The sequence below is a fragment of the Streptomyces sp. NPDC054765 genome (assembly GCF_053612065.1).
In genome coordinates this window covers 42,583-61,833 of record NZ_JBSHBP010000004.1, presented here as the reverse complement: position 1 = coordinate 61,833, position 19,251 = coordinate 42,583, and the positions used below count along the sequence as shown (strand labels likewise).

Below are 19,251 nucleotides of genomic sequence, written 5' to 3'. Positions count from 1 at the left end.
CAACCGGCGGGCGGCGGGTGAACGAGCGGTGAGCCCGGGGCGGTTGGCCCCGGGCTCACGGTCTGTACGACGGCTCTCCCCTTCTTCCACTTCTTCCACGCCCCACGGTGCCTCCCGGCATTCCCGCGGCGTGCATGGCCGAAGCGGCGCAGGGCAGCAGCCCCTCCACGGGGAGGCGGCAGTCCGGGCCGGGACCGCTCCGGCGGACCGGGAGCGGACCGGGCACGGGCCGGCCTCCTCGACGGGCGGTCCCGTGCGCCGGCGGCGCCCCCTGCTTCCCGTGTCCCTGCCGACACCGGCCGTTACCCCCGGCGACGGAATCCCGACGGTTTACGTCCGGCGGCACCCGGCCGGGTCCGCGTTACGCTCGACCAACGGCGCAGAAACGTACCTCCTGCCCCATTGCTCCACCGTCCACCACGAGCAGACAAGGGAGTCAGCCCCCGTGGCCATCTCCGTCTTCGACCTCTTCTCCATCGGCATCGGCCCCTCCAGCTCCCACACCGTCGGCCCGATGCGCGCCGCCCGGATGTTCGTCGGACGCCTCAAGAAGGACGGCCTGCTCGCCCAGACGGTCAACGTCCGTGCCGAACTCTTCGGCTCCCTCGGCGCCACCGGCCACGGCCACGGCACCCCCAAGGCCGTGCTCCTCGGCCTGGAGGGGCACTCCCCCCGCACCGTCGACGTCGAATCCGCCGACGCCGAAGTCGAACGCATCCGGCACACCAAGCGGCTGCGCCTGCTCGGTGCCGAAATAGGCACCGCCCACGAGATCGACTTCGACGAGTCGTCCCAGCTGATCCTGCACCGCCGCCGGGCCCTGCCCTACCACGCCAACGGCATGACCCTCTTCGCCTACGACGCGGCCGGCGCCCCCCTGCTGGAGAAGACCTACTACTCCGTGGGCGGCGGCTTCGTCGTCGACGAGGACGCCGTCGCCGGCGAGAACCCGATCGTGCCCGACGACACCGCCTTGACCCACCCCTTCCGCACCGGCGACGAACTCCTGCGCCTCTCCCACGACACCGGGCTGTCCATCTCCGCCCTCATGCTGGAGAACGAGAAGGCCTGGCGCACCGAGGACGAGATCCGCACCGGGCTGCTGGAGATCTGGCAGGTCATGCAGGCCTGTGTCAGCCGCGGCATGAACCGCGAGGGCATCCTGCCCGGCGGGCTCAAGGTCCGCCGCCGCGCCGCCCACTCCGCGCGCCAGCTGCGCTCCGAAGGTGACGCCACCGCCCACGCCATGGAGTGGACCACCCTCTACGCCATGTCCGTCAACGAGGAGAACGCCGCCGGCGGCCGGGTGGTGACCGCTCCCACCAACGGCGCCGCCGGCATCATCCCGGCCGTCCTGCACTACTACATCAACTTCGTGCCCGGCGCCGATGCGGACGGGGTGGTCCGCTTCCTGCTCGCGGCCGGCGCGATCGGCATGCTCTTCAAGGAGAACGCCTCCATCTCCGGCGCCGAGGTCGGCTGCCAGGGCGAGGTCGGTTCCGCCTGCTCCATGGCCGCCGGCGGCCTCGCCGAGGTCCTCGGCGGCTCCCCCGAACAGGTCGAGAACGCCGCCGAGATCGGCATGGAGCACAACCTCGGCCTGACCTGCGACCCCGTCGGCGGCCTGGTCCAGATCCCCTGCATCGAACGCAACGGCATGGCCGCCGTCAAGGCCGTCACCGCCGCCCGCATGGCCCTGCGCGGCGACGGCCGCCACCATGTCTCCCTCGACAAGGTCATCAAGACCATGAAGGAGACCGGCGCCGACATGAGCGTCAAATACAAGGAGACCGCGCGGGGCGGGCTGGCGGTCAACATCATCGAGTGCTGAGGAAATGAGCATGGGGACGGCGGGCGGGGGCGGGACGGCGCCCGCCGTCCGCCGGGGGCGGACCCGGAGGTGATCCGCCGGGCCGGGTGACCTGAGCGGTGAACCCGCAGCGCTGCGCCCCGAGCCCGTGCGGCCCCGGACCGTGCGGCCCCGGACCGTGCGCCCCGGACCGGTCGGCCAAGGGCCGGTGGACCAAGCGCCGGTGGGCCAAGCGCCGGTGGGCCCGGACCGGTCGGCTATTTGCCGATCTCCCAGGCGAAGGGCGGGAGTTCACGGGCCCGGGAGTAGATCTCCAGGGCCTGGATCGTGGGGACGAAGGGGTGGACGCGGGCGCCTTCGAGGCCGGCCAGCAGCCGGGCGCAGTGGTGGACGCAGCCGGCGACCTCCCTGCCCTGGCGGTCGACGAGGGTGGCGGCGTCCCGCGGCCCCTCGCACGGGGTCGGGTCCTTGGCGTCGGCGGCCGGGCAACGGCCGTGGGGGGCGCTGGAGGCGGCGGTCGTGCCGGCCGACGGGCGCGGCGGCGAAGCGTCGAGTGGCTGGTTCATCGGTGAGTCCCCCTGGCGGTGCGGTGGTACGTGCCATGAGCGGCGCCGCGCGGAATCGCCCCGGCGCCCAGGACAGTGCTGCTCGGTGCGGGAGGCGTCCATGCCGCCTTGGGGAAGATCTGGTCCGATCGTCAGCTCTTCATGGGAATGTGCGCTATGGGCGCTCTTGCCGGCCCGCGTCGGCAGCGGTGCGACGGGGGAAGGCGAGCGGCTCCAGCAGCAGCGCGAGGGCGAGCAGGGTGGCCGCCAGGAGCCAGCCGGCGAGGACGTCGCCGGGCCAGTGGACGCTCAGGTAGACGCGGGTGAGGCCGACTCCGGCGGCCCAGAGGGCGAGCACCGCGCACCAGGTGCGGGCGGCGGCCGGACGGACCCGCTGGGCGATGCCCCAGGCCAGGATTCCGGCGGCCAGTGCCGAGGTGGTGGCATGGCCGGAGGGGAACGCGTATCCGGAGGCGTGCCCGGCCCAGCCGGCGGCCGGCGGACGGGGGCGGGCGATCAGCTCCATCAGGCCGTAACGGATCGCCTGCCCGACGGCGAGGACGGCGACGGCGCAGAGCACGGCGCGGAGCCGGCCCGCCGCGCCCCGGCCCGCCAGCAGGCCGGCGACCACCGCCAGCAGATACGGCACCGGCCCGGTGCCGGTGGCCGTCAGCGCACGGGCCATGGTGCGCAGCGGCTCCCCGTGGTGGGCGGTGGACCAGCGGATGGCGGCCCGTTCGGGGGCGAGCGGGGCGCCGTGCCGTACGCACACGGTGACCGCCACGGCGGCGAAGAGCGCGGCGCAGACGGCGGCGAAGGTGAGGAGCGCGGCGGTGGCGGGGCGGCGCCGGGGCCCGGGGCGCACGGCGGGCTCCGTCTCCGGCCGCGGCCGCTGCGGTCCCGGCCCCCGTTCCTGCCCGGACGGCGTCACCGCGCGGCCACCAGGGGGCGCAGCCGGGTGGCGCGGATCCGGTCGACGACCGGGGCCGCGCGGGCGGCGAGCGGGGTGAGACCCCAGGCGACGAGGGCGCCGGCGAGCAGGCCGGCGAGGACGTCGTGCGGGTAGTGCGCACCGACCCAGACGCGTGAGGCCGCCATCAGGAGCGCGGCCGGTACGGCGATCCGGCCCAGCTGCCGGTCGCACAGCAGCAGGGCGACCGCGGCCGCCGCCGCGATGGCGGAGTGGTTGCTGGGGAAGGACCAGTCGCCGGGCCCGGGGCAGGCCTCGACGGTGACGGTGTGGAGCGTCTGGCAGGGCCGCTGTTCGTCGAAGAAGGTCTTGACGAGGTCGTTGACGAGAAAGGCGGCGACCACGACGACGGGGGTGGCCAGCGCTGTCGCCATGGCACCACAGGCGCCGTGCCGCGCCCGCCACCAGCTGATCAGCATCAGGACGGCGAAGAGGGCGAGGCCGTAGTCGGTCCAGTAGGTGATGACGGTGTTGAGGCCGTGCGGGACGTGCTGGGCAAGCGCGGTGATCCGGGTGTACGGGCCGCCGTCGATCGAGGCTCCCCCGAAGGCGAGGTGGTTCACGGGGGTTCTCCTTGGCGGCTCGGCGGCTTCGGTGCGGTGGTGCGGGACGGACGGGTGTGGTGGTTCAGGCGCCGGGCGGCGGCGTGGGGCCGGTCGTCGTCTCCGGGCGCCTGCGGGAGCGGAGCAGTTCGACGGCGAGCGGGGCCAGCGACACCAGCACCACCAGGGCGACCAGCGGCAGCAGGTAGCGGTCGACGTTCGGTACGGACGCCCCCAGGGCGTATCCGGCGAGGGTGAGGCCGAGCGTCCAGAGCAGGCCGCCGGCGATCTGCCAGAGGGCGAAGGTGCGGGCGGACACGCCGAGGGCGCCGGCCAGCGGGTTCAGCACGGTGCGTACGACGGGGACGAAGCGGGCGAGGACGATGGCCTTGGCGTGGCCGTAGCGGGCGAGGAACTCCTCGGCGCGGGCGGCGCCCTCGTGCAGCCGGCGGGCGCGACTGCGGGCCAGCAGGGCGCGGCCGCCGCGCCGGCCGATCCAGTAGCCGGTCTGGGATCCGGCGAGCGCCCCGACGGCGGCGGCGGTGAGCACCTGCGGCAGCGCGAGGTGGACGGCGCCGGTGGTGCCCGGGGCGCACAGCAGTCCGGCGGTGAACAGCAGCGAGTCACCGGGCAGGAAGAAGCCGACCAGCAGCCCGGTCTCGGCGAACAGCACGACGGCGACGCCCAGCGCGCCGAACGCGGCCAGCAGGGATCCGGCGTCGAGCACGTTCACGGCCTGGGTGACTGCTGTCACCTGCGGAAATGCGCCGGCTACAGACATGTCGGCGGCCCCTCCCATAATGGGTTGCGGGCCCGCCTCCGGCAGGCCCGACCGACTACAGTCACGTAGACGGTCTACGGAACTGTAGACGACGAAAAGGTGAAGGGCGTTCCATGTCGGAGACATCACCCGTGCAGCGGCGTCCCTCAGGCGAGCTGGAGGCGAGCGTGCTCGCGGCGCTCTGGGCGGCCGGGGAGCCGCTGAGTCCCGCCGGGGTGCAGAGCGCGCTGGGCGGCCGGCTCGCGCGGACCACGGTCACCACGATCCTCACCCGGCTGCACGACAAGGGAGCGGTCTCCCGCTCCCGGGCCGGCCGCGGTTTCACCTATTCGCCGATACAGGACTCCGCGGGGCTGACCGCCCGGCGGATGCGCAGCGAGCTGGACAAGCAGGACGACCGCGGCAGCGCCCTTGCCCGCTTCGTCTCCCAGCTCACCAGCGAGGACGAGCAGTTGCTGCGGACCCTTTTGGAGGGCGCGGGGGACGGCGCCCCCGAGGCGCCGGGCGCCGGCCCGCAGCCCGGACCCGGAGCCGCCCCGTGATCTTCGCCGTATGGATTCCCCTGCTGATGCCGCTGCTCGCGGTGCCGGCCGCCCGCCGGCTGGCGGAGTCGCTGCCGCCGCGCGCCGCCGCCTGGCTGCTGACCGGCTGCGCGGTCGCGCTGGCCGCCTGTACGACCGCGGCGCTCGGCCTGCTGCTGACCGCCGGGGCGCTGCAGCTGCCCCCGGTCGCCGCCCTGGGCCATCTCTCCGCACCGCTGCTCGGCGACGATCCCGTCGTATCGGTCCCCGCGGCCGCTGCCGCCGCCGGTCTGCTCGCCGCCTGTGCGCTGGCCGTCACCCACCGCGCCCACCGCCATCACACCGAGCTGCGCACCGCCCGGCTCGCCACCGACACCCACCCCGCCACCGGCGATCTGTGCGTCCTGCCGGACTCCGCACCCGATGCCTACGCCCTTCCGGGGCGGCCGGGCCGGGTGGTGGTCACGGCCGGGATGCTGCGGGCGCTGTCGCCGGACGAGCGGGAGGCGCTGTTCGCCCATGAGCGCGCCCATCTCGCGGGCCGGCATCATCTCTTCCTGCTCACGGCCGCGCTGGCCGCGGTCTGCCATCCGCTGCTCCGGTCCCTGCGCGCGCCCCTGGCCTATGCCCTGGAGCGCTGGGCCGACGAATCGGCCGCGTCCCGGGTGGGCGACCGCCGGGTGACGGCCCGCGCCATCGGCCGGGCCGCGCTGGCCGCCCGCCCCGCCGCCCCGGCGGCGCACCGTCCCCGCACCGTTCTCGCCGCGACGACCGGCCCGGTGCCCCGCCGGGTCGCCGCCCTGCTGACCCCCGAGCGGGCCTCGGACCACGCTCCGGTACGCGCCGGCGTCCACGGCCGCCGGCTGATCGCCGCGGCCCTGCTCGCCTGCGTCACCTTCTCCGCGGCCGCCGCCCTGGACGCCGCGGCCGATCTGCACCAGACGGTGGAGGTGGCCCAGGGGGAGGCGGCGCGCTGAGAGGCCGGGAAATCCTGCGGCCGGCGCCCTGGTCTCAGGCGCCCCGGCCCCAGGCCCCGGTCGCAGGCCCCCGGTCGCAGGCCCCCGGTCGCAGGCCCCCGGTCGCAGACCCCGGCTTCGGCGCCCCGGCCTGCGGCTCCCGGCCCAGGACTCCCGGTGTCAGCGCCCGGCCTCGGGCTCCCGGCCGCAGACTCCCGGCGCGGTCCCCGTATGGGCCCCGGCTCCTCTGCCGTTGTCCTTCCCCGTCCCGACCCTGAAGCCCAAAGTGGCGCCGCCGCCCGGACGGCGAGTGGCGAAGGCATGGCCGCCATGTGCGGTGGCGATCTCGCGGACGATGGCGAGGCCGAGGCCCGAGCCGGGCAGGCCGCGGGCCGCCGCCGCCCGGTAGAAGCGGTCGAAGACCCGGTCGAGGTCGGCGTCCGCGATACCGGGGCCGCGGTCGAGAACCTCGACGCGGGCGCCCGTGACGACGACCTCGATCGGCTCCGTCCCGCCCGCGTCGAACTTGGCGGCGTTCTCCAGCAGATTGGTGACCGCGCGGTGCAGTGCGGCGGGCCGGCCCTCGACCACCGCCGGGCGGACGGTCCGTACGGTGATCTCGCGACCGGTGCGGCGGCGGGCCGAGGCCGCCGCCTTCTCCGCGACATCGGCCAGGCTCACGTCCGAGAGCGGGTCGTCGTCGCGCTGTCCGGCCGCCAGGTCCACCAGTTCGTTGACCAGATCGCTGAGTTCACGGGCCTCCCCCGCCAGATCGGCCAGCAGTTCGTCGCGGGCGTCCGGCGGCAGTTCGTCGAACCGCTTCAGCAGCGAGATGTTCGTACGAAGCGAGGTCAGCGGGGTGCGCAGCTCATGGCCGGCGTCCTGGACCAGGCGCTGCTGGTCCTGGACCGCGCTGGCCAGCCGGCCGAGCATGTCGTCGAAGGCCCGCCCGAGCCGGGCGACCTCGTCCCGCCCCGCCACCGGGACCGGGACGTCCAGCCGCCCGTGCTCCGCCACGTTCTCGGCGACCGAGGTCAGCCGCACCAGCCGGCCGGTGATCCGGCGCGCCAGCCACCAGCCGCCCGCGCCGGACAGCGCGATGACCGCGGCGGCCAGCAGCGCGGTGCGCTGCTGGAGCGCGGAGAGCAGATCCTCGGTCTCGCTGAACTTCTGCGCGACCTGCACCGCACCGCGGCCGCCGCCGAGCGCCACCGTCGCGACGTGGTACTCCTCGTCGCCGATGTCCGCCTCCCGCTCCGCATACCGGCCGGCGTGTGCGTCGGCGGCGATCCGGCGTTCGCCGGCACCGGCCGGGAGGGCCGGGCGGCCCGGCTCCACGATCCGGCCGTCGGCGCCCAGGATCTGCACATCGGTACGGGTGGGACGGGTCAGGTCGTCGCGCGGCCCGTCGTGGTCGGGGTCGGAGCTCGTGTAGTCGGCGGGCACGAACGGCCGCTCCTGGACCTGACTGCGCAGATCCCGTACGACCTGCGAGAACACCGACTTCTCGTCGACCCGTACCAGCCGGGCCGCCGCGTCATAGCTGAGGAAGCCGACGAGGACGGTCACCGCCGCGGCCCCCGCCGCGAAGGCCACCGCGAAGGCGGTGCGCAGGCTGGCCGGCTTACGGGTGCGCAGCCAGGCCGCCGACCCGCCGCGGCGCCAGGAACCCGCCCAGCTCCGCAGCCGGGCGCGCAGCCGGCGGCCGGGCCGGTTTCCGGGTCCGGTCCCGGTACGGTCGCGGGGCCCGGACACCTCAGTCCTCCCGCAGTACGTAACCGACGCCACGCACCGTGTGGATCAGCGGGTGGCTGCCCGGGACATCGACCTTGCGCCGCAGATAGCCCACGTACACCGCGAGGTTCTTCGAGCCGGGCCCGAAGTCGTACCCCCAGATCCGGTCGTAGATCGTCGAATGGTCCAGGACGATCCCGGCATTGCGGGCCAGCAGCTCCAGCAGCTCGAATTCGGTCCGGGTCAGCTCCAGCTCCCGGTCGCCGCGCCAGGCACGGCGCGAGGGGCCGTCGATCCGCAGATCCGCCGCCTCGACGACGCCGCTGTCCGCCGCCCGGCTGTCGTACGGGCCCTCGGCGGCTCCGGTCTCATCGCTGCCGCCGGAGCCGGCAGCCGCACCGCCCTCCTCCGCCGTCCCCGCCGTCGTCCGCCGCAGCAGTGCCCGCAGCCGGGCGAAGACCTCCTCGACCTCGAACGGCTTGACCACGTAGTCGTCCGCCCCGGCGTCCAGACCGGCGATCCGGTCCGCCGTCTCGACCCGGGCGGTGAGCATCAGGATCGGGGTGCGGTCCTGCTCGGCCCGCAGCACCTGGCACACCTGCAGTCCGTCGATCCCCGGCATCATCACGTCCAGCAGGATCACATCGGGCCGCTCGCGGTGCGCCGCGGCGAGTGCCTGGATGCCGTCCGCGACGGCGGTGACCTGGTACCCCTCCAGGGTCAGGGCACGCTCCAGCGCGGTGCGGATCGGACGGTCGTCCTCGGCGAGCAGTACGGAATGGGTCACCCGGCAAGTCTGCCAAGGCCCCGGAGGCGCAGCGGCGGGCGGCCGGTCCGGCGGTGGCTTTCTTACCCGGATCTCACCGGCGGTTCTTACCGGCCTCTCACCCTCGCCACGCCATCGGCTTACCCCTTACCGCCACCGTGGCCCGGTGCCGGACGGGCCGGTCGTTCCGACCGGGCCGCGAGCGCACCGGCCGGTCGGAACGACTCGGCACCTCTCGGGGAAGAGCACGACACCGCATGAAGATCACCCTCCTGCTGCACAACGCCTACGCCATCGGCGGCACCATCCGCACCACCTTCAACCTCGCCGCCGCGCTCGCCGACCGGCACGACGTCGAGATCGTCTCGATGCTGCGGCACCGCGAGGTCCCCCGGTTCACCCTGGACCCGCGGGTGCGGCTGGTGCCGCTGGTGGACACCCGGGTGGGCAGCGAGGACATGGCCGATCCGCTCTTCGGTGAGCCCGCGCAGGACTTCCCGCTCGCCGAGAAGCGGCACCACCAGTACAACCGGCTGGTCGACGTCCGGGCCGCGGAGTTCCTGCGCGCCACCGACGCGGAGGTGCTGATCGGCACCCGGCCCGGCATCAATGTCTACCTGGCACGCTTCGGCCCCCGCCAGGCCCTGCGCATCGCCCAGGAGCACCTCCGGCACGACGCCCACAACAAGCAGCTCCGGTCGGAACTCGCGCGCCACTACCGGACGCTGGACGCCCTGGTCACCACCACCGAGGCGGATGCCGCCGTCTACCGGTCACGGATGCCGCTGCCCGGGGTCCGGGTGCTGGCCGTGCCCAACATCGTGCCCGCGCCTGCCGGGCCGCCGTCCGAGGGCACCGCGAAGGTGATCGCGGCGGCCGGCCGGCTGGTCCGCGGCAAGCGGTTCGACCTGCTGATCGAGGCGTTCTCCGCGGTCGCCGTCAAGCACCCCGACTGGCAGCTGCGGATACACGGCGGCGGCGCCGAGCGCGAACAGCTCCAGGGCCTGATCGACGGGCTCGGGCTGAGCCGGCAGGCGGAGCTGACCGGGCCGCGCTCCCCGATAGAGGCGGAGTTCGCCAAGGCGTCGATCGTCGCCTCGGCCTCGGACGCCGAGTCCTTCGGCATGACCATCGTCGAGGCGATGCGCTGCGGGGTGCCGGTCGTCAGCACCGACTGCCCGCTGGGCCCGGCCGAGATCATCCACGACGGTACGGACGGGCTGCTGGTGCCGCGCGGCGACGGCCGGGCGCTGGCCGGCGCCCTCCTCCAGCTCATCGAGGACCCGCAGCGCCGCCGCGACATGGCCAGGACCGCACTGGAAAGCTCACACCGCTACGACCCGGAGCCGATCGCCGGCCGCTATCAACTCCTCTTCGAGGAACTGCGGTCGACGCGCGGAAGCCGCGCCTGGCGGCGCACTCTCGGGCGGGCCCGCGCCCGCGCACGACGACTGGTGCGCCGGGCGCTGCGGCGCTGAAGCGGCCCGCCTCAACTTGACCGCGGCACAAGGAACTTCCTTACCACGATCTGGCGTCCCCGGTAGCAAACATGCTGAACTGCTGGAACGAGACTGAATCGCACGCAGAAAAACCGGATCGCAGAAACGCCGGACCGCAGGAACACCTGATCACCGGAACGCCGGAACCCGGGCGACCGGGAACGTTCGGAACATGCTGCAACACGGTTGACGCTTCGAGCAGTTGAGACTTCGAATCCGCAGGTCCGATCGGCAGGAGGCCGTTCATGCTGCACGGTATCGATGTCAGCGCCTACAACACCTCGTACTCCGCCGCAGGGCTGGACTTCGTTTTCGTCAAGGCGACCGAAGGCCGCTCCTACGTCAATCCGCATCAGTCCGCACAGGCGGCAACGGCCCGCGCAGCGGGCTGTGTGGTCGGTTTCTACCACTTTCTGTGGCCGGGGAACATCGCCGCCCAGGCGAGTTACTTCGTCGAGAAATGCGCCTCGGCCCAGGGCGACATCCTCGCCTGCGACTGGGAGAGCACCGGCGACGGGACGTATGCGAGCAATGCGCAAAAGGACCAGTTCCTGGCCGAGGTGAAGAGGCTGCGCCCCACCCACCGGGTGCTCCTCTACTGCAACCATGATTTCTGGCTCCACCACGACAGCACGTCCTACGTGGCCGACGGCCTGTGGATCGCCGACTACGTCTCCGCCGGGAATCCGCGGATCAAGGCGAAGTGGCGCATCCACCAGTACACCGACCAGCCGCTGGACAAGGACGTCGCGGACTTCCCGACCAAGGCCGCCCTCAAGAAGTGGGCGCACCCGGCATAAGGTTTCCTACCGGCGTGCCGTTCCGCTTCCGCGGAACCGCGCCTGACCGGCGTAGGAAACCCTGCGCGGCGGCACGGGAACAACGCGTCACCCGCACCGCGCGACGCAGCACGAGAACACGAGGAGCAGCCGTGACCGACCCGGCGTTCAAGGCCCTGCAGCAGGAGATCGCCCGGGATCTCCAGGTGACCGCGTCCTTCGACGCCGAGCAGGAGATCGAGCGCCGGGTGGTCTTCCTCACCGAGCGGCTGACCTCCACGGGCCTGCGCTCGCTGGTCCTGGGGATCAGCGGCGGCGTCGACTCCACCACCACAGGCCGGCTCTGCCAGCTCGCCGTGGAACGGGCCCGCGCCGCCGGGCACGAGGCGACGTTCTACGCGATGCGGCTGCCGTACGGCGTGCAGGCGGACGAGAAGGACGCCCGGCGGGCGCTGGAGTTCCTCCGCGCCGACCGCGAACTGACCGTCGACATCCGCCCCGCCAGCGACGCGGCGCTGCAGGCCGCGCTGGACGGCGGCCTCACCTTCCGCGACGCCCGCCACCAGGACTTCGTCCAGGGCAACATCAAGGCGCGCCAGCGCATGATCGCGCAGTACGCGGTCGCGGGTGCCCACAACGGCCTGGTCGTGGGCACCGACCACGCGGCCGAGGCGGTCTCCGGCTTCTTCACGAAGTTCGGTGACGGCGCGGCCGACGTGGTGCCGCTCACCGGGCTGACCAAGCGCCGGGTGCGCGCGGTGTCGGCGGCGCTGGGCGCCCCGGATGAGCTGGTGCACAAGGTGCCGACGGCCGACCTGGAGACGCTCGACCCCGGCAAGCCGGACGAGGACGCGCTCGGTGTGAGCTACGACCAGATCGACGACTTCCTGGAGGGCAGGCCGGTCGACATCGCGGCAGCCCAGGCCATCGTCCGCCGCTACCGCCTCACGGACCACAAGCGGGCACTGCCGATCGCGCCCTGAGCGAGGCGGCGGCCTCGGCTCGGAGCTCTTTCCCGCCCCGCTCGGGGCTCTTCCCGGCCCTCTCGGGGCTCTTCCCGGCCCTCTCGGGGCTCTCCGGGCCCCGCTCGGGGCTCTCCCCCAGCCGCCCCCGCCCCCTCCCCCTCTCCCCCTTCGGGGGAGGGGGCGGGGGGTGGGTCCGGGGGTGGGGGGGACGGCACCCCGGGCCCACCCCGCCCTTCATGGACCGGCAAGGCGCCCGTCACCCTCCCGGTGCTAAATCGTGGGCCGGAGCGGGCATGCATGCCGCCATGGGAAGCCGCGAAGTGCGATCGGAAGATCAACTGTCAGTGGGTCCGCCTACGCTCCGAGGCATGGGTTACGCAAACCTGCGCGAACTCCAGACCGCGCTGACCACCGCCTCCGACCTTGCCTCCGCCCTGCAGTCCGCGCCCACCCGGCGCGATGCGGACCAGCTCGTCGACGTCCTCCGCCAAGCGCTGGCCGCTGCCGGCTCGCTGGGCGCGGAGACCGGCCCGACCGGCTGCGCCATACATCCGAACGGCGCGGTCGACCCGTTGTACGGCGACCCGGAAGATCCTCTCCCGCCGGGCTACGGCAAGTGCCTGCTCTGCAACGACCGCCGTCGCAGGGCGGACGCCCACCACCCGCACGCCCGCCCGCACGCCCGTCCGCACCCGCGCTGGCGGCGCCGGCTGAGCGCTTAGGTGTTCCGTCCGCCCCGGGGCGGACGGTCCCGGGGCCACCGGCCGGCCGCCGGCGGACAGGGTGGGACTACCATCCGCGCATGCGACCAGCCAAGTACAGCGATGAGGACCTGGAGCAGCACTCCCTGCGGCGACGGGTGCCCGACGACGGGCAGCGGTCCGGCTTCGAGCATGACGTCGACCGGATCCTGTATTCGACCCAGTGGCGGGCGCTGGCCGGCAAGAGCCAGGTGGTGGCGAGCGCCGAGCTGGGCGCGTATCACACCCGGCTGACGCACTCGATGAAGGTGGCTCAGCTCGGCCGGCGGATGGCGGAGCGGCTGGAGCGCCGGTACGGCGGGCCGAATCCGGCGCTCGTCGAGGCCGCGTGCATGGCCCACGACATCGGCCATCCGCCCTTCGGGCACGCAGGTGAGCTGGCGCTGCGCGCCACGATGGACGAGCTGCACTTCGCGGACGGGGTGCTGGACAGCTTCGAGGGCAATGCGCAGACCCTGCGGGTGCTGACCTTCCTCGCCGCCCACAAATACCCGGGCCACCGCGGACTGCATCTGACCCGCGCCTGTCTGGATGCCGCCACCAAATACCCCTGGGAGCGGGCGCCCGTCGACCAGGATCCGGCGCGGCATGTGAAGTGGGGCGTCTACGTCGCCGACCGGGAGGCGTTCTCCTGGGTGCGGGCCGCCCGGCCGGACACCGCCGTACCGGTCGAGGAGCAGGTCATGGACTGGGCGGACGATGTCACCTACGCCTGCCATGACGTCGAGGACTTCTACCGTACGGGCCTGATCCCGCTGGCCGCGCTGTTCCCGCCGGACGGTGCCGCGGGCGCCGACACCGAGCGGGAGATCCGCCGCTTCCTGGACTACGTCCAGGCCAAGCGGGCGCGGGAGGGCGGGGCCTTCGACCGTGCGGCGGCGCTGGTGATGATGGCGGACATCGGCAAGCGGCTGGCGGTGCCCGCCCCCTACAGCGGCAGCCACGAGGACGCGGTCGCGGTCAACCGCCGCACCGCCGATCTGATCTCGTACTTCACCCGTGGGATCGAGCTGGAGGTGGGCGGCGCGGCGGCGATCCGCTACGGGGCGCGGCTGGTGATCCCGGCAGAGCGGCGGGCCGCCTGCGATCTGCTCAAGGAACTGGTGTGGTGTTACGTCATCGACCGCCCGGCCCTGGCCACCCAGCAGCACGGCAAGCGGCGGGTGGTGAGCGAGCTGCTGCGCTGGACCCATGACGCACCCGAACTGCTGCCACCGGACCGCGCCGAGGAGCTGGCACTGCACGGCGACCGGCTGCGTGCCGCCGCGGACCATGTCGCCTCGCTGACCGAGGACCAGGCACTGGCCCTGCACCGGCGGCTGTCGGGCACGGGCCTGGGGTCGGTCAACGACAACGTGTGGCTGTGAGCCCGGGGGCGGGGTTCCGGCGCCGTCTTTCCACGGCCCGGCCCCGCCCCGCGGCCATCCGGCCCCGCCCCGCGGCCATCCGGCCCCGCCCCGCGGCCATCCGGCCCCGCCCCGCGGCCATCCGGCCCCGCCCCGCGGCTATTCGGTCCCGCCCCGCGGCTATTCGGTCCCGCCCCGCGGCCGGTCGGCCTCTTCCTGCAGCCGGTCGGCCTCTTCCCGCGGCCGGTCGACGTCTTCCCGCGGCCGGTCGACGTCTTCCCGCGGCCGGTCGACGTCTCCCCCTGGCCGGCCGGCGTCCTCCCCCGGCCGTTCCGTTCCGCCCGACGACCGCCCGCTCCCGGCCCCGCCACCGCCGCGGAGCGGTGCCGTACCGCCCCGCGGCTTCTTCTCCGGGCGGAGCGCGATCCGGCCGAGCACCCCGGCGACGAGCAGCGCGGCCACCGCGATCAGGACGTGGTCCGGTACACCGTTGCCGATCCGTGCCGCCCATTCCTCGGCCCGGAATTCGGCGTCCGCGTCGAGAATTCCGGGCAGTGCGCTGGTCCCGTTGAACCGCAGGAAAAGCACCCCGATGCCGATGAAGAACACCCCGGACAGCACCGAGGTGGTGTGCAGCCGGAGCTTTCCGAGGGTGAATTCACGGCCTCGCAGCCAGCCCCGGGTGCCGAGCTTGCAGCGGTCCCACAGCAGCGCCAGCACGAACAGCGGCAGCGCCATGCCCAGTGCGTAGACGGCGAGCATCGAGGCGCCGTACAGCGGCGAGCCGCTGACCGCCGTCACCGTCAGCACCGCGCCGAGGATCGGGCCCGCACAGAAGCCGGCCAGGCCGTAGACACAGCCGAGCAGAAAGGTGGAGACGGCCGACCGCGGGGTGATTCTCGCGGCGGCGGCCTGCGCACGCCGGGAGGCGAAGCCCAGGCCGAGGATCTGGGCGAGACCCATCGCGATGACGACCCAGCCGCCGACGGCGATCAGCAGATCGCGGTGGCCGTTGAAGAGCCGGCTGGCCGCCGTGCTGGCTGCGCCGAGCGGCACCAGCGTCGTGGCCAGCCCCAGATAGAACACCCCGGTACGGGCCACCAGCCGGCCGGGGGTCGACAGGGAGTAGGCGAAGAACGCCGGCAGCAGCAACGCACTGCACGGGCTGAGCAGCGCCAGCGCACCGCCCAGGAAGGCCGCCAGATAGCCGATGTCGTTCACTTCCCGGCCCCCTTGGCCGCCGGTCCGTTCCCGGCCGCCCGCGCCGCCGCGTCCTCGATCGCCTGCGCGAAGACCCCGGCGGGCTGGGCCCCGGCGACCGGCCGGCCGTTGATGAGGAAGGACGGCGTGGACTGCACCCCGAGCTGGTACCCCTCGTCCTGGTCCTTCTTCAGCGCCCGGTCGGCGTCCGCGCTCTTCAGGTCCGCGCGGAACTTCTCGATGTCCGCCACCCCGCTCGTGCGGGCCAGCTCGACGAGCTTGTCCTCGGCAAGCGCCTGGCCCTTACGGGTCTTGGCGTACAGGGCGTCGTGGAGCTGCCAGAACTTGCCCTGCTGCCCGGCGGCCCAGGAGGCGCGGGCGGCCCGCTCGGAGTCGGCGCCGAAGACGGTGAAGTTGCGGAACTCGATGCGCAGGGTGCCCTTGCCGACGAACTTCTTGATCAGTGCGGGCTGGGTCTCGCGGGTGAAGCGGCCGCAGAACGAGCACTGGTAGTCGGCGTATTCGACCAGGACGACCGGGGCGTCCTTCCTGCCGACGGCCAGCGGGTCGCCGCCCTGGCGCCGGCTGGTCCGCTTGGCGAGGTCGTCGAACATCTTCTGCTGTGCGGGGTCCTCCTCGGGCGCGGCGGAGGAGGCGGCCTCGGGGGCGCCGGTGCGGTCGGTGCCGCGGTCGCCCTCGACGGACGTGCCGACGGCGACCCCGATGGCGATGACGGCCACGACGAGGGCGATGACCGCGCCGATGGCGGCCAGTTTGCGGGTGGGAGAGGCGGAAACGGGCATGCGGAAGCTCCAGACGTACGGGGGGAATGCAGGCCGGGTGCGTCGGGGCAGCGGCCTATATCCGCAGTACGGGCAGGAGCGCGGTGTGATCGATGGCGGGCGCGCCGGCGGTCGGCGGCCGGGCGAGCGCGCATTGCGCGGGCAGGTCCGCGGCGAGCGGCCCCGGGCCGGTGGTGGCGGGGGCGAGGGGCTCACCGCGGTGCGGGGAGGGCAGCGGGGCGGACTCGCCGGGCCCCGGCGCATGCCGGTCCGAGCACCTCTTGGGCGCATGGGCAACGGCGATCGGGGCATCGGGATCGAGCCGCGGACCGCTGTCGGCGGCGGCCGGCCGTGCGGGTGCGTCGACGCCCGCCGGGTTCGCGGTGGCCCGGCTCGCGGTGGCCGGGGAGGCCGTGGCCGGGGAGGCCGTGGCCGGGGAGGCCGTGGCCGGGGAGGCCGCCGTCGTATCGCCGGTGCGCCATGCCGCCGCGGCCGACACCGCCCGGCCCGCCAGCCAGGCCTGGTCGCCGCCGATGCGGCACAGCAGCGGCCCGAAGGTGACGGCGAGGAGGAGCAGCAGCGTCAGCGTGGCCGACCGGCGCACCTGGTGCATGTCCTCCTCCTCTCCGTACCTCGCGCGAGCATGACGTCCCATCCTACGGACCGTCACCGCGCGAGCGGAGCACCGACCGGCCTCCGGGCCGTCGGGGCACCCCGGCCGGGCCGGTGGGGCACCTGGGCCAGGGAAACCGGCTCTCGGCAGCGTCCGGGGACCGGCGCGGTGGCTGCCGCTGCGTTTCCGGTCCCCGACCACGGCGAGCACCGTGGCGACGGCGGTCAGGACGGCCGCCGTCGCCACGGATGTCCTGCCGATCAGCCCTTTCCGGCAGTGGCGATCCGGCCGGCGTAGCGCTGCGTCCAGGTCGTGTCGGTGTCGACAGTGACGACCACGTCGTAGTAGCCCTCCTGGGTCGGCCACATGACGACCTTCGTTTCGCCGTGCGCCACCGTGACCTTCCGGGTGCCGCCGAGGTAGTCGTGAGCGGTGAGCGTGTAGTGCACCGGCTTGGTGCCGTCGTTGTGCAACGTGAGCTTCACCTGGGCCTCGTGCGTGGTGCCCTCGCCCTTCAGCAGGTCGGCTTCCACGCGCGGGAGGCCACCGTCCCGCTTTCCGGCGGGCGCGACCTGGCCGGCGAAGGAGCGCACAAAGCCGTCGTTGGAGTAGATCGAGAACGCGTACTTGCCGTCGGTGGCCTTGGCGTCCCAGGTGTACTCGCGCGGCTTGCGCGCGGTGACGGTGAACGGCGTGCTGGAGAACGCCTGGTACTTGTCGGGAAAGACCTGGAAGCTCAAGGCCTTGTCCTTCGGGCCGCCGGTCAGGGTCATCCTGGCGGTGACCGTCCCCGACGCGTGGTCCTCCGAGACCGTCGCGTGCGGATGGAAGCTCAGCGGGCGCGGTTTCATGTGGTCGGCGGCGATCGACACCGACTGCTCGGCGAGCGGGTCCGGGAAGGTGGCCGGCCCCGGTTGCGGGTGGGCGAAGTCGAGCGCGCTGGTCAGGTCGCCCGCGATCGAGCGCCGCCAGTCGCTGATGTTGGGGCAGCGGAACGGCTTGCCGAGGTGGGTCGCCCAGGTCTCGAGGAACGTGATCGTCGAGGTGTGGTCGAAGACTTCCGAGGCGACGTACCCGCCGCGGGTCCACGGCGAGACCAGCAGCATCGGCACCCGCGGGCCGAAGCCGAGCGGGTAGTCGCCGACGTACTCACGCGCCGTGCCCGGCTCGGGCCACGGCGGCAGCACGTGGTCGAACTTCCCGTCGTTTTCGTCGTAGTTGAGGATGAAGAGGGTGTGGTTCCAGATATCGGGGTTGCTCTGCAGGCTGTCGAGCACCTTCTTGACGTAGCGCTCGCCGTGCAGGGTGTCCGCGCTCGGGTGCTCGGACCAGCCGTACGGCGCCACGATCCAGGAGACCGCCGGCAGCGGGTGTTCCGCGCCCGGCCGGCAGGCGTCATGGAAGTCTTTGAGGACCGCGTCGAGGTTGTCGTCCGAGTCGTCGCTCGGCGAGGTCGTGCCGGAGTAGTACGTGGCGTTGCCGCGCCAGATCAGCCCGGTGCCGGGCCGCAGCTTGGGGTCGTCGGCGCTCAGCCCCTCCGGGTCGAACCCCTTGAAGTACTTCAGCTCGTTGTCGCCGTAGTCGCCGACCCAGGTGCTGAGGTACCCCTGTCGTCCGTTGCCGCTGTTGTCGGAGTAGAGCCGCCAGTCGATGCCGGCCTGCTGGAGCTGCTCGGCCACCGTGATCCAGGAACGGGAGTAGTTGGACTCATCGGTGTTGCCCGTCTCGCTGTTGGCGGTACCGCTCCACAGGTACTTTCGGTTGGGGTCGGTCGGCCCGAACTCAGAGCAGAAGTTCTGGTCGGCGATGGTGTACTGCGCGGCGACCGAGTGGTAGAAGCTCATGTAGGCGTCGCTGTGGTAGTTCATGCAGCTGGCGCCGTTGTGCTGCACCCACAGGTCCCATTTGCGATGGTCGACGTCGCCCCAGGCTCCGTGGTCGTTGCCCCAGGCTCCGTCGTCGGCCTGCGGGGTGACGATGTTGCCGCTGCCGTCCTTCTGCTGGAAGACGGTGGTGCCGTCCTGGAACCGCAGTGCCTGCTTGTCGTGGAAGCCGCGTACGCCGGGGAACGTGCCGAAGTAGTGGTCGAGGGACCGGTTCTCCTGCATGAGGATCACGACATGCTTCAGGTCGGACATGTTGCCCTTGAAGCCCTTTGGCACGACGTACCTGGGCGTCGGAGCGGCGTACGCGCCGCCCGCCCCGGCGGTCGCGCCGAGCACCAGCGCCCCGGCGGCGGCCCCCGTGCCCTGGAGGAACCTACGGCGGGTGGTGCCGGTCGTCGTCTCGGGTCTGTCGCCGAGCTCGGACTCGGACGTCGGGATGATCGGATCGGGGACCATGGAAGCTCCTCACATGGGCATGGAGAGTCGGGGATGGGTGGGGCAGCCCGCTCATCGAAGCGATACGACACCAACTCTGCGTGAACACCGGCCGAGCGATCAGCAGGACATCGACTGCGAGGTTGTCAACTTCTGCGTATATGTGGTGGCGTGCGCCCTTCACGACAGTCGTAAGTCGTGTTCTTCATGGCGTGGTCGGGCAGGGTCAGCTGCTGGGATGAGGACAGCCGCCGCGATGCGGCTGTGGGATCGGTCGTGCCGCACCGAGCTGGAGGCATGGAGGCGTCGGTCCTTGCGCCGGACTGCCGGCGGATCGCGACTTCGTGCAGGGGGCAGGGT

General features: G+C 73.1%; 18 protein-coding genes. 8 read left to right on the top strand and 10 right to left on the bottom strand.

The window, feature by feature from the left end; genetic code table 11:
* Positions 1-445: 445 nt before the first annotated feature.
* The gene (locus ACWGJY_RS04300; RefSeq protein ID WP_453259270.1) at positions 446-1,831 is read left to right on the top strand and encodes an L-serine ammonia-lyase; all 1,386 of its coding nucleotides are present in this window, start codon (positions 446-448) and stop codon (positions 1,829-1,831) included.
* Between the two features lie 236 nt (positions 1,832-2,067).
* Here ACWGJY_RS04300 and ACWGJY_RS04295 read toward each other — a convergent pair whose 3' ends face one another.
* From ACWGJY_RS04295 to ACWGJY_RS04280, 4 genes are all read right to left on the bottom strand, one after another.
* On the bottom strand, positions 2,068-2,376 hold the full coding sequence (locus ACWGJY_RS04295; protein WP_453259269.1) for a hypothetical protein: 309 nt from the start codon (positions 2,374-2,376) through the stop codon (positions 2,068-2,070).
* A 154-nt stretch (positions 2,377-2,530) separates the two neighbouring features.
* A complete protein-coding gene (locus ACWGJY_RS04290; protein ID WP_453259268.1) occupies positions 2,531-3,220 on the bottom strand; it encodes a phosphatase PAP2 family protein in 690 nt (229 codons plus the stop codon).
* Positions 3,221-3,282: 62 nt separating this feature from the next.
* A complete protein-coding gene (locus ACWGJY_RS04285; protein ID WP_453259267.1) occupies positions 3,283-3,888 on the bottom strand; it encodes a phosphatase PAP2 family protein in 606 nt (201 codons plus the stop codon).
* Positions 3,889-3,952: 64 nt separating this feature from the next.
* Positions 3,953-4,648, bottom strand: a complete 696-nt coding sequence (locus tag ACWGJY_RS04280) for a DedA family protein (protein ID WP_453259266.1) — start codon at positions 4,646-4,648, stop codon at positions 3,953-3,955.
* Between the two features lie 113 nt (positions 4,649-4,761).
* On the opposite strand from ACWGJY_RS04280, the gene ACWGJY_RS04275 reads away from it, so the two are divergent.
* Complete coding sequence (locus ACWGJY_RS04275; RefSeq protein WP_453259265.1) at positions 4,762-5,190, top strand: BlaI/MecI/CopY family transcriptional regulator; 429 nt, start codon at positions 4,762-4,764, stop codon at positions 5,188-5,190.
* A complete protein-coding gene (locus ACWGJY_RS04270; RefSeq protein ID WP_453259264.1) occupies positions 5,187-6,146 on the top strand; it encodes a M56 family metallopeptidase in 960 nt (319 codons plus the stop codon). Before ACWGJY_RS04275 ends, ACWGJY_RS04270 begins: the two co-directional genes overlap by 4 nt.
* 159 nt (positions 6,147-6,305) lie before the next feature.
* Here ACWGJY_RS04270 and ACWGJY_RS04265 read toward each other — a convergent pair whose 3' ends face one another.
* Together ACWGJY_RS04265 and ACWGJY_RS04260 are read right to left on the bottom strand one after the other, a co-directional pair.
* On the bottom strand, positions 6,306-7,880 hold the full coding sequence (locus ACWGJY_RS04265; protein ID WP_453259263.1) for an ATP-binding protein: 1,575 nt from the start codon (positions 7,878-7,880) through the stop codon (positions 6,306-6,308).
* Position 7,881: 1 nt separating this feature from the next.
* A complete protein-coding gene (locus ACWGJY_RS04260; protein WP_453259262.1) occupies positions 7,882-8,646 on the bottom strand; it encodes a response regulator transcription factor in 765 nt (254 codons plus the stop codon).
* A gap of 236 nt (positions 8,647-8,882) precedes the next feature.
* Here ACWGJY_RS04260 and ACWGJY_RS04255 point away from each other — a divergent pair, with 236 nt between their 5' ends.
* The 5 genes from ACWGJY_RS04255 (at position 8,883) to dgt (ending at position 13,996) form a co-directional block, all read left to right on the top strand.
* Complete coding sequence (locus tag ACWGJY_RS04255; RefSeq protein WP_453259261.1) at positions 8,883-10,103, top strand: glycosyltransferase family 4 protein; 1,221 nt, start codon at positions 8,883-8,885, stop codon at positions 10,101-10,103.
* Positions 10,104-10,369: 266 nt separating this feature from the next.
* Positions 10,370-10,924 (top strand): GH25 family lysozyme, encoded by a 555-nt coding sequence (locus tag ACWGJY_RS04250; RefSeq protein WP_453259260.1) that lies wholly within the window; start codon positions 10,370-10,372, stop codon positions 10,922-10,924.
* A 131-nt stretch (positions 10,925-11,055) separates the two neighbouring features.
* The gene (nadE, locus tag ACWGJY_RS04245; RefSeq protein ID WP_453259259.1) at positions 11,056-11,886 is read left to right on the top strand and encodes an ammonia-dependent NAD(+) synthetase; all 831 of its coding nucleotides are present in this window, start codon (positions 11,056-11,058) and stop codon (positions 11,884-11,886) included.
* 350 nt (positions 11,887-12,236) lie between these two features.
* A complete protein-coding gene (locus tag ACWGJY_RS04240; protein WP_453259258.1) occupies positions 12,237-12,590 on the top strand; it encodes a hypothetical protein in 354 nt (117 codons plus the stop codon).
* A gap of 80 nt (positions 12,591-12,670) precedes the next feature.
* Positions 12,671-13,996, top strand: a complete 1,326-nt coding sequence (gene dgt / locus ACWGJY_RS04235; RefSeq protein WP_453259257.1) for a dGTP triphosphohydrolase — start codon at positions 12,671-12,673, stop codon at positions 13,994-13,996.
* A gap of 159 nt (positions 13,997-14,155) precedes the next feature.
* Here the strand turns inward: dgt and ACWGJY_RS04230 are convergent, their stop codons facing one another.
* The 4 genes from ACWGJY_RS04230 to ACWGJY_RS04215 form a co-directional block, all read right to left on the bottom strand.
* Positions 14,156-15,196, bottom strand: coding sequence for a cytochrome c biogenesis CcdA family protein (locus tag ACWGJY_RS04230; protein WP_453259256.1), 1,041 nt, complete (start codon positions 15,194-15,196; stop codon positions 14,156-14,158).
* Entirely contained in the window at positions 15,193-15,978 is a 786-nt protein-coding gene (locus ACWGJY_RS04225) for a DsbA family protein (RefSeq protein WP_453259255.1), read from the bottom strand. The genes ACWGJY_RS04230 and ACWGJY_RS04225 overlap by 4 nt, the downstream gene beginning before the upstream one ends.
* Before the next feature lie 55 nt (positions 15,979-16,033).
* Positions 16,034-16,570: a hypothetical protein gene (locus tag ACWGJY_RS04220; protein ID WP_453259254.1), complete on the bottom strand. Its 537-nt coding sequence runs from the start codon at positions 16,568-16,570 to the stop codon at positions 16,034-16,036.
* 260 nt (positions 16,571-16,830) lie between these two features.
* A complete protein-coding gene (locus tag ACWGJY_RS04215; RefSeq protein WP_453259253.1) occupies positions 16,831-18,912 on the bottom strand; it encodes an alkaline phosphatase family protein in 2,082 nt (693 codons plus the stop codon).
* Positions 18,913-19,251 lie beyond the last annotated feature (339 nt).

Coding starts and splice junctions, on each gene's coding strand:
- ACWGJY_RS04225 (WP_453259255.1), bottom strand. CDS start 15,978: ATGCCCGTTTCCGCCTCTCCCACCCGCAAACTGGCCGCCATCGGCGCG.
- ACWGJY_RS04295 (WP_453259269.1), bottom strand. CDS start 2,376: ATGAACCAGCCACTCGACGCTTCGCCGCCGCGCCCGTCGGCCGGCACG.
- ACWGJY_RS04275 (WP_453259265.1), top strand. CDS start 4,762: ATGTCGGAGACATCACCCGTGCAGCGGCGTCCCTCAGGCGAGCTGGAG.
- ACWGJY_RS04255 (WP_453259261.1), top strand. CDS start 8,883: ATGAAGATCACCCTCCTGCTGCACAACGCCTACGCCATCGGCGGCACC.
- ACWGJY_RS04240 (WP_453259258.1), top strand. CDS start 12,237: ATGGGTTACGCAAACCTGCGCGAACTCCAGACCGCGCTGACCACCGCC.
- ACWGJY_RS04250 (WP_453259260.1), top strand. CDS start 10,370: ATGCTGCACGGTATCGATGTCAGCGCCTACAACACCTCGTACTCCGCC.
- ACWGJY_RS04280 (WP_453259266.1), bottom strand. CDS start 4,648: ATGTCTGTAGCCGGCGCATTTCCGCAGGTGACAGCAGTCACCCAGGCC.
- ACWGJY_RS04220 (WP_453259254.1), bottom strand. CDS start 16,570: ATGCACCAGGTGCGCCGGTCGGCCACGCTGACGCTGCTGCTCCTCCTC.
- ACWGJY_RS04215 (WP_453259253.1), bottom strand. CDS start 18,912: ATGGTCCCCGATCCGATCATCCCGACGTCCGAGTCCGAGCTCGGCGAC.
- dgt (WP_453259257.1), top strand. CDS start 12,671: ATGCGACCAGCCAAGTACAGCGATGAGGACCTGGAGCAGCACTCCCTG.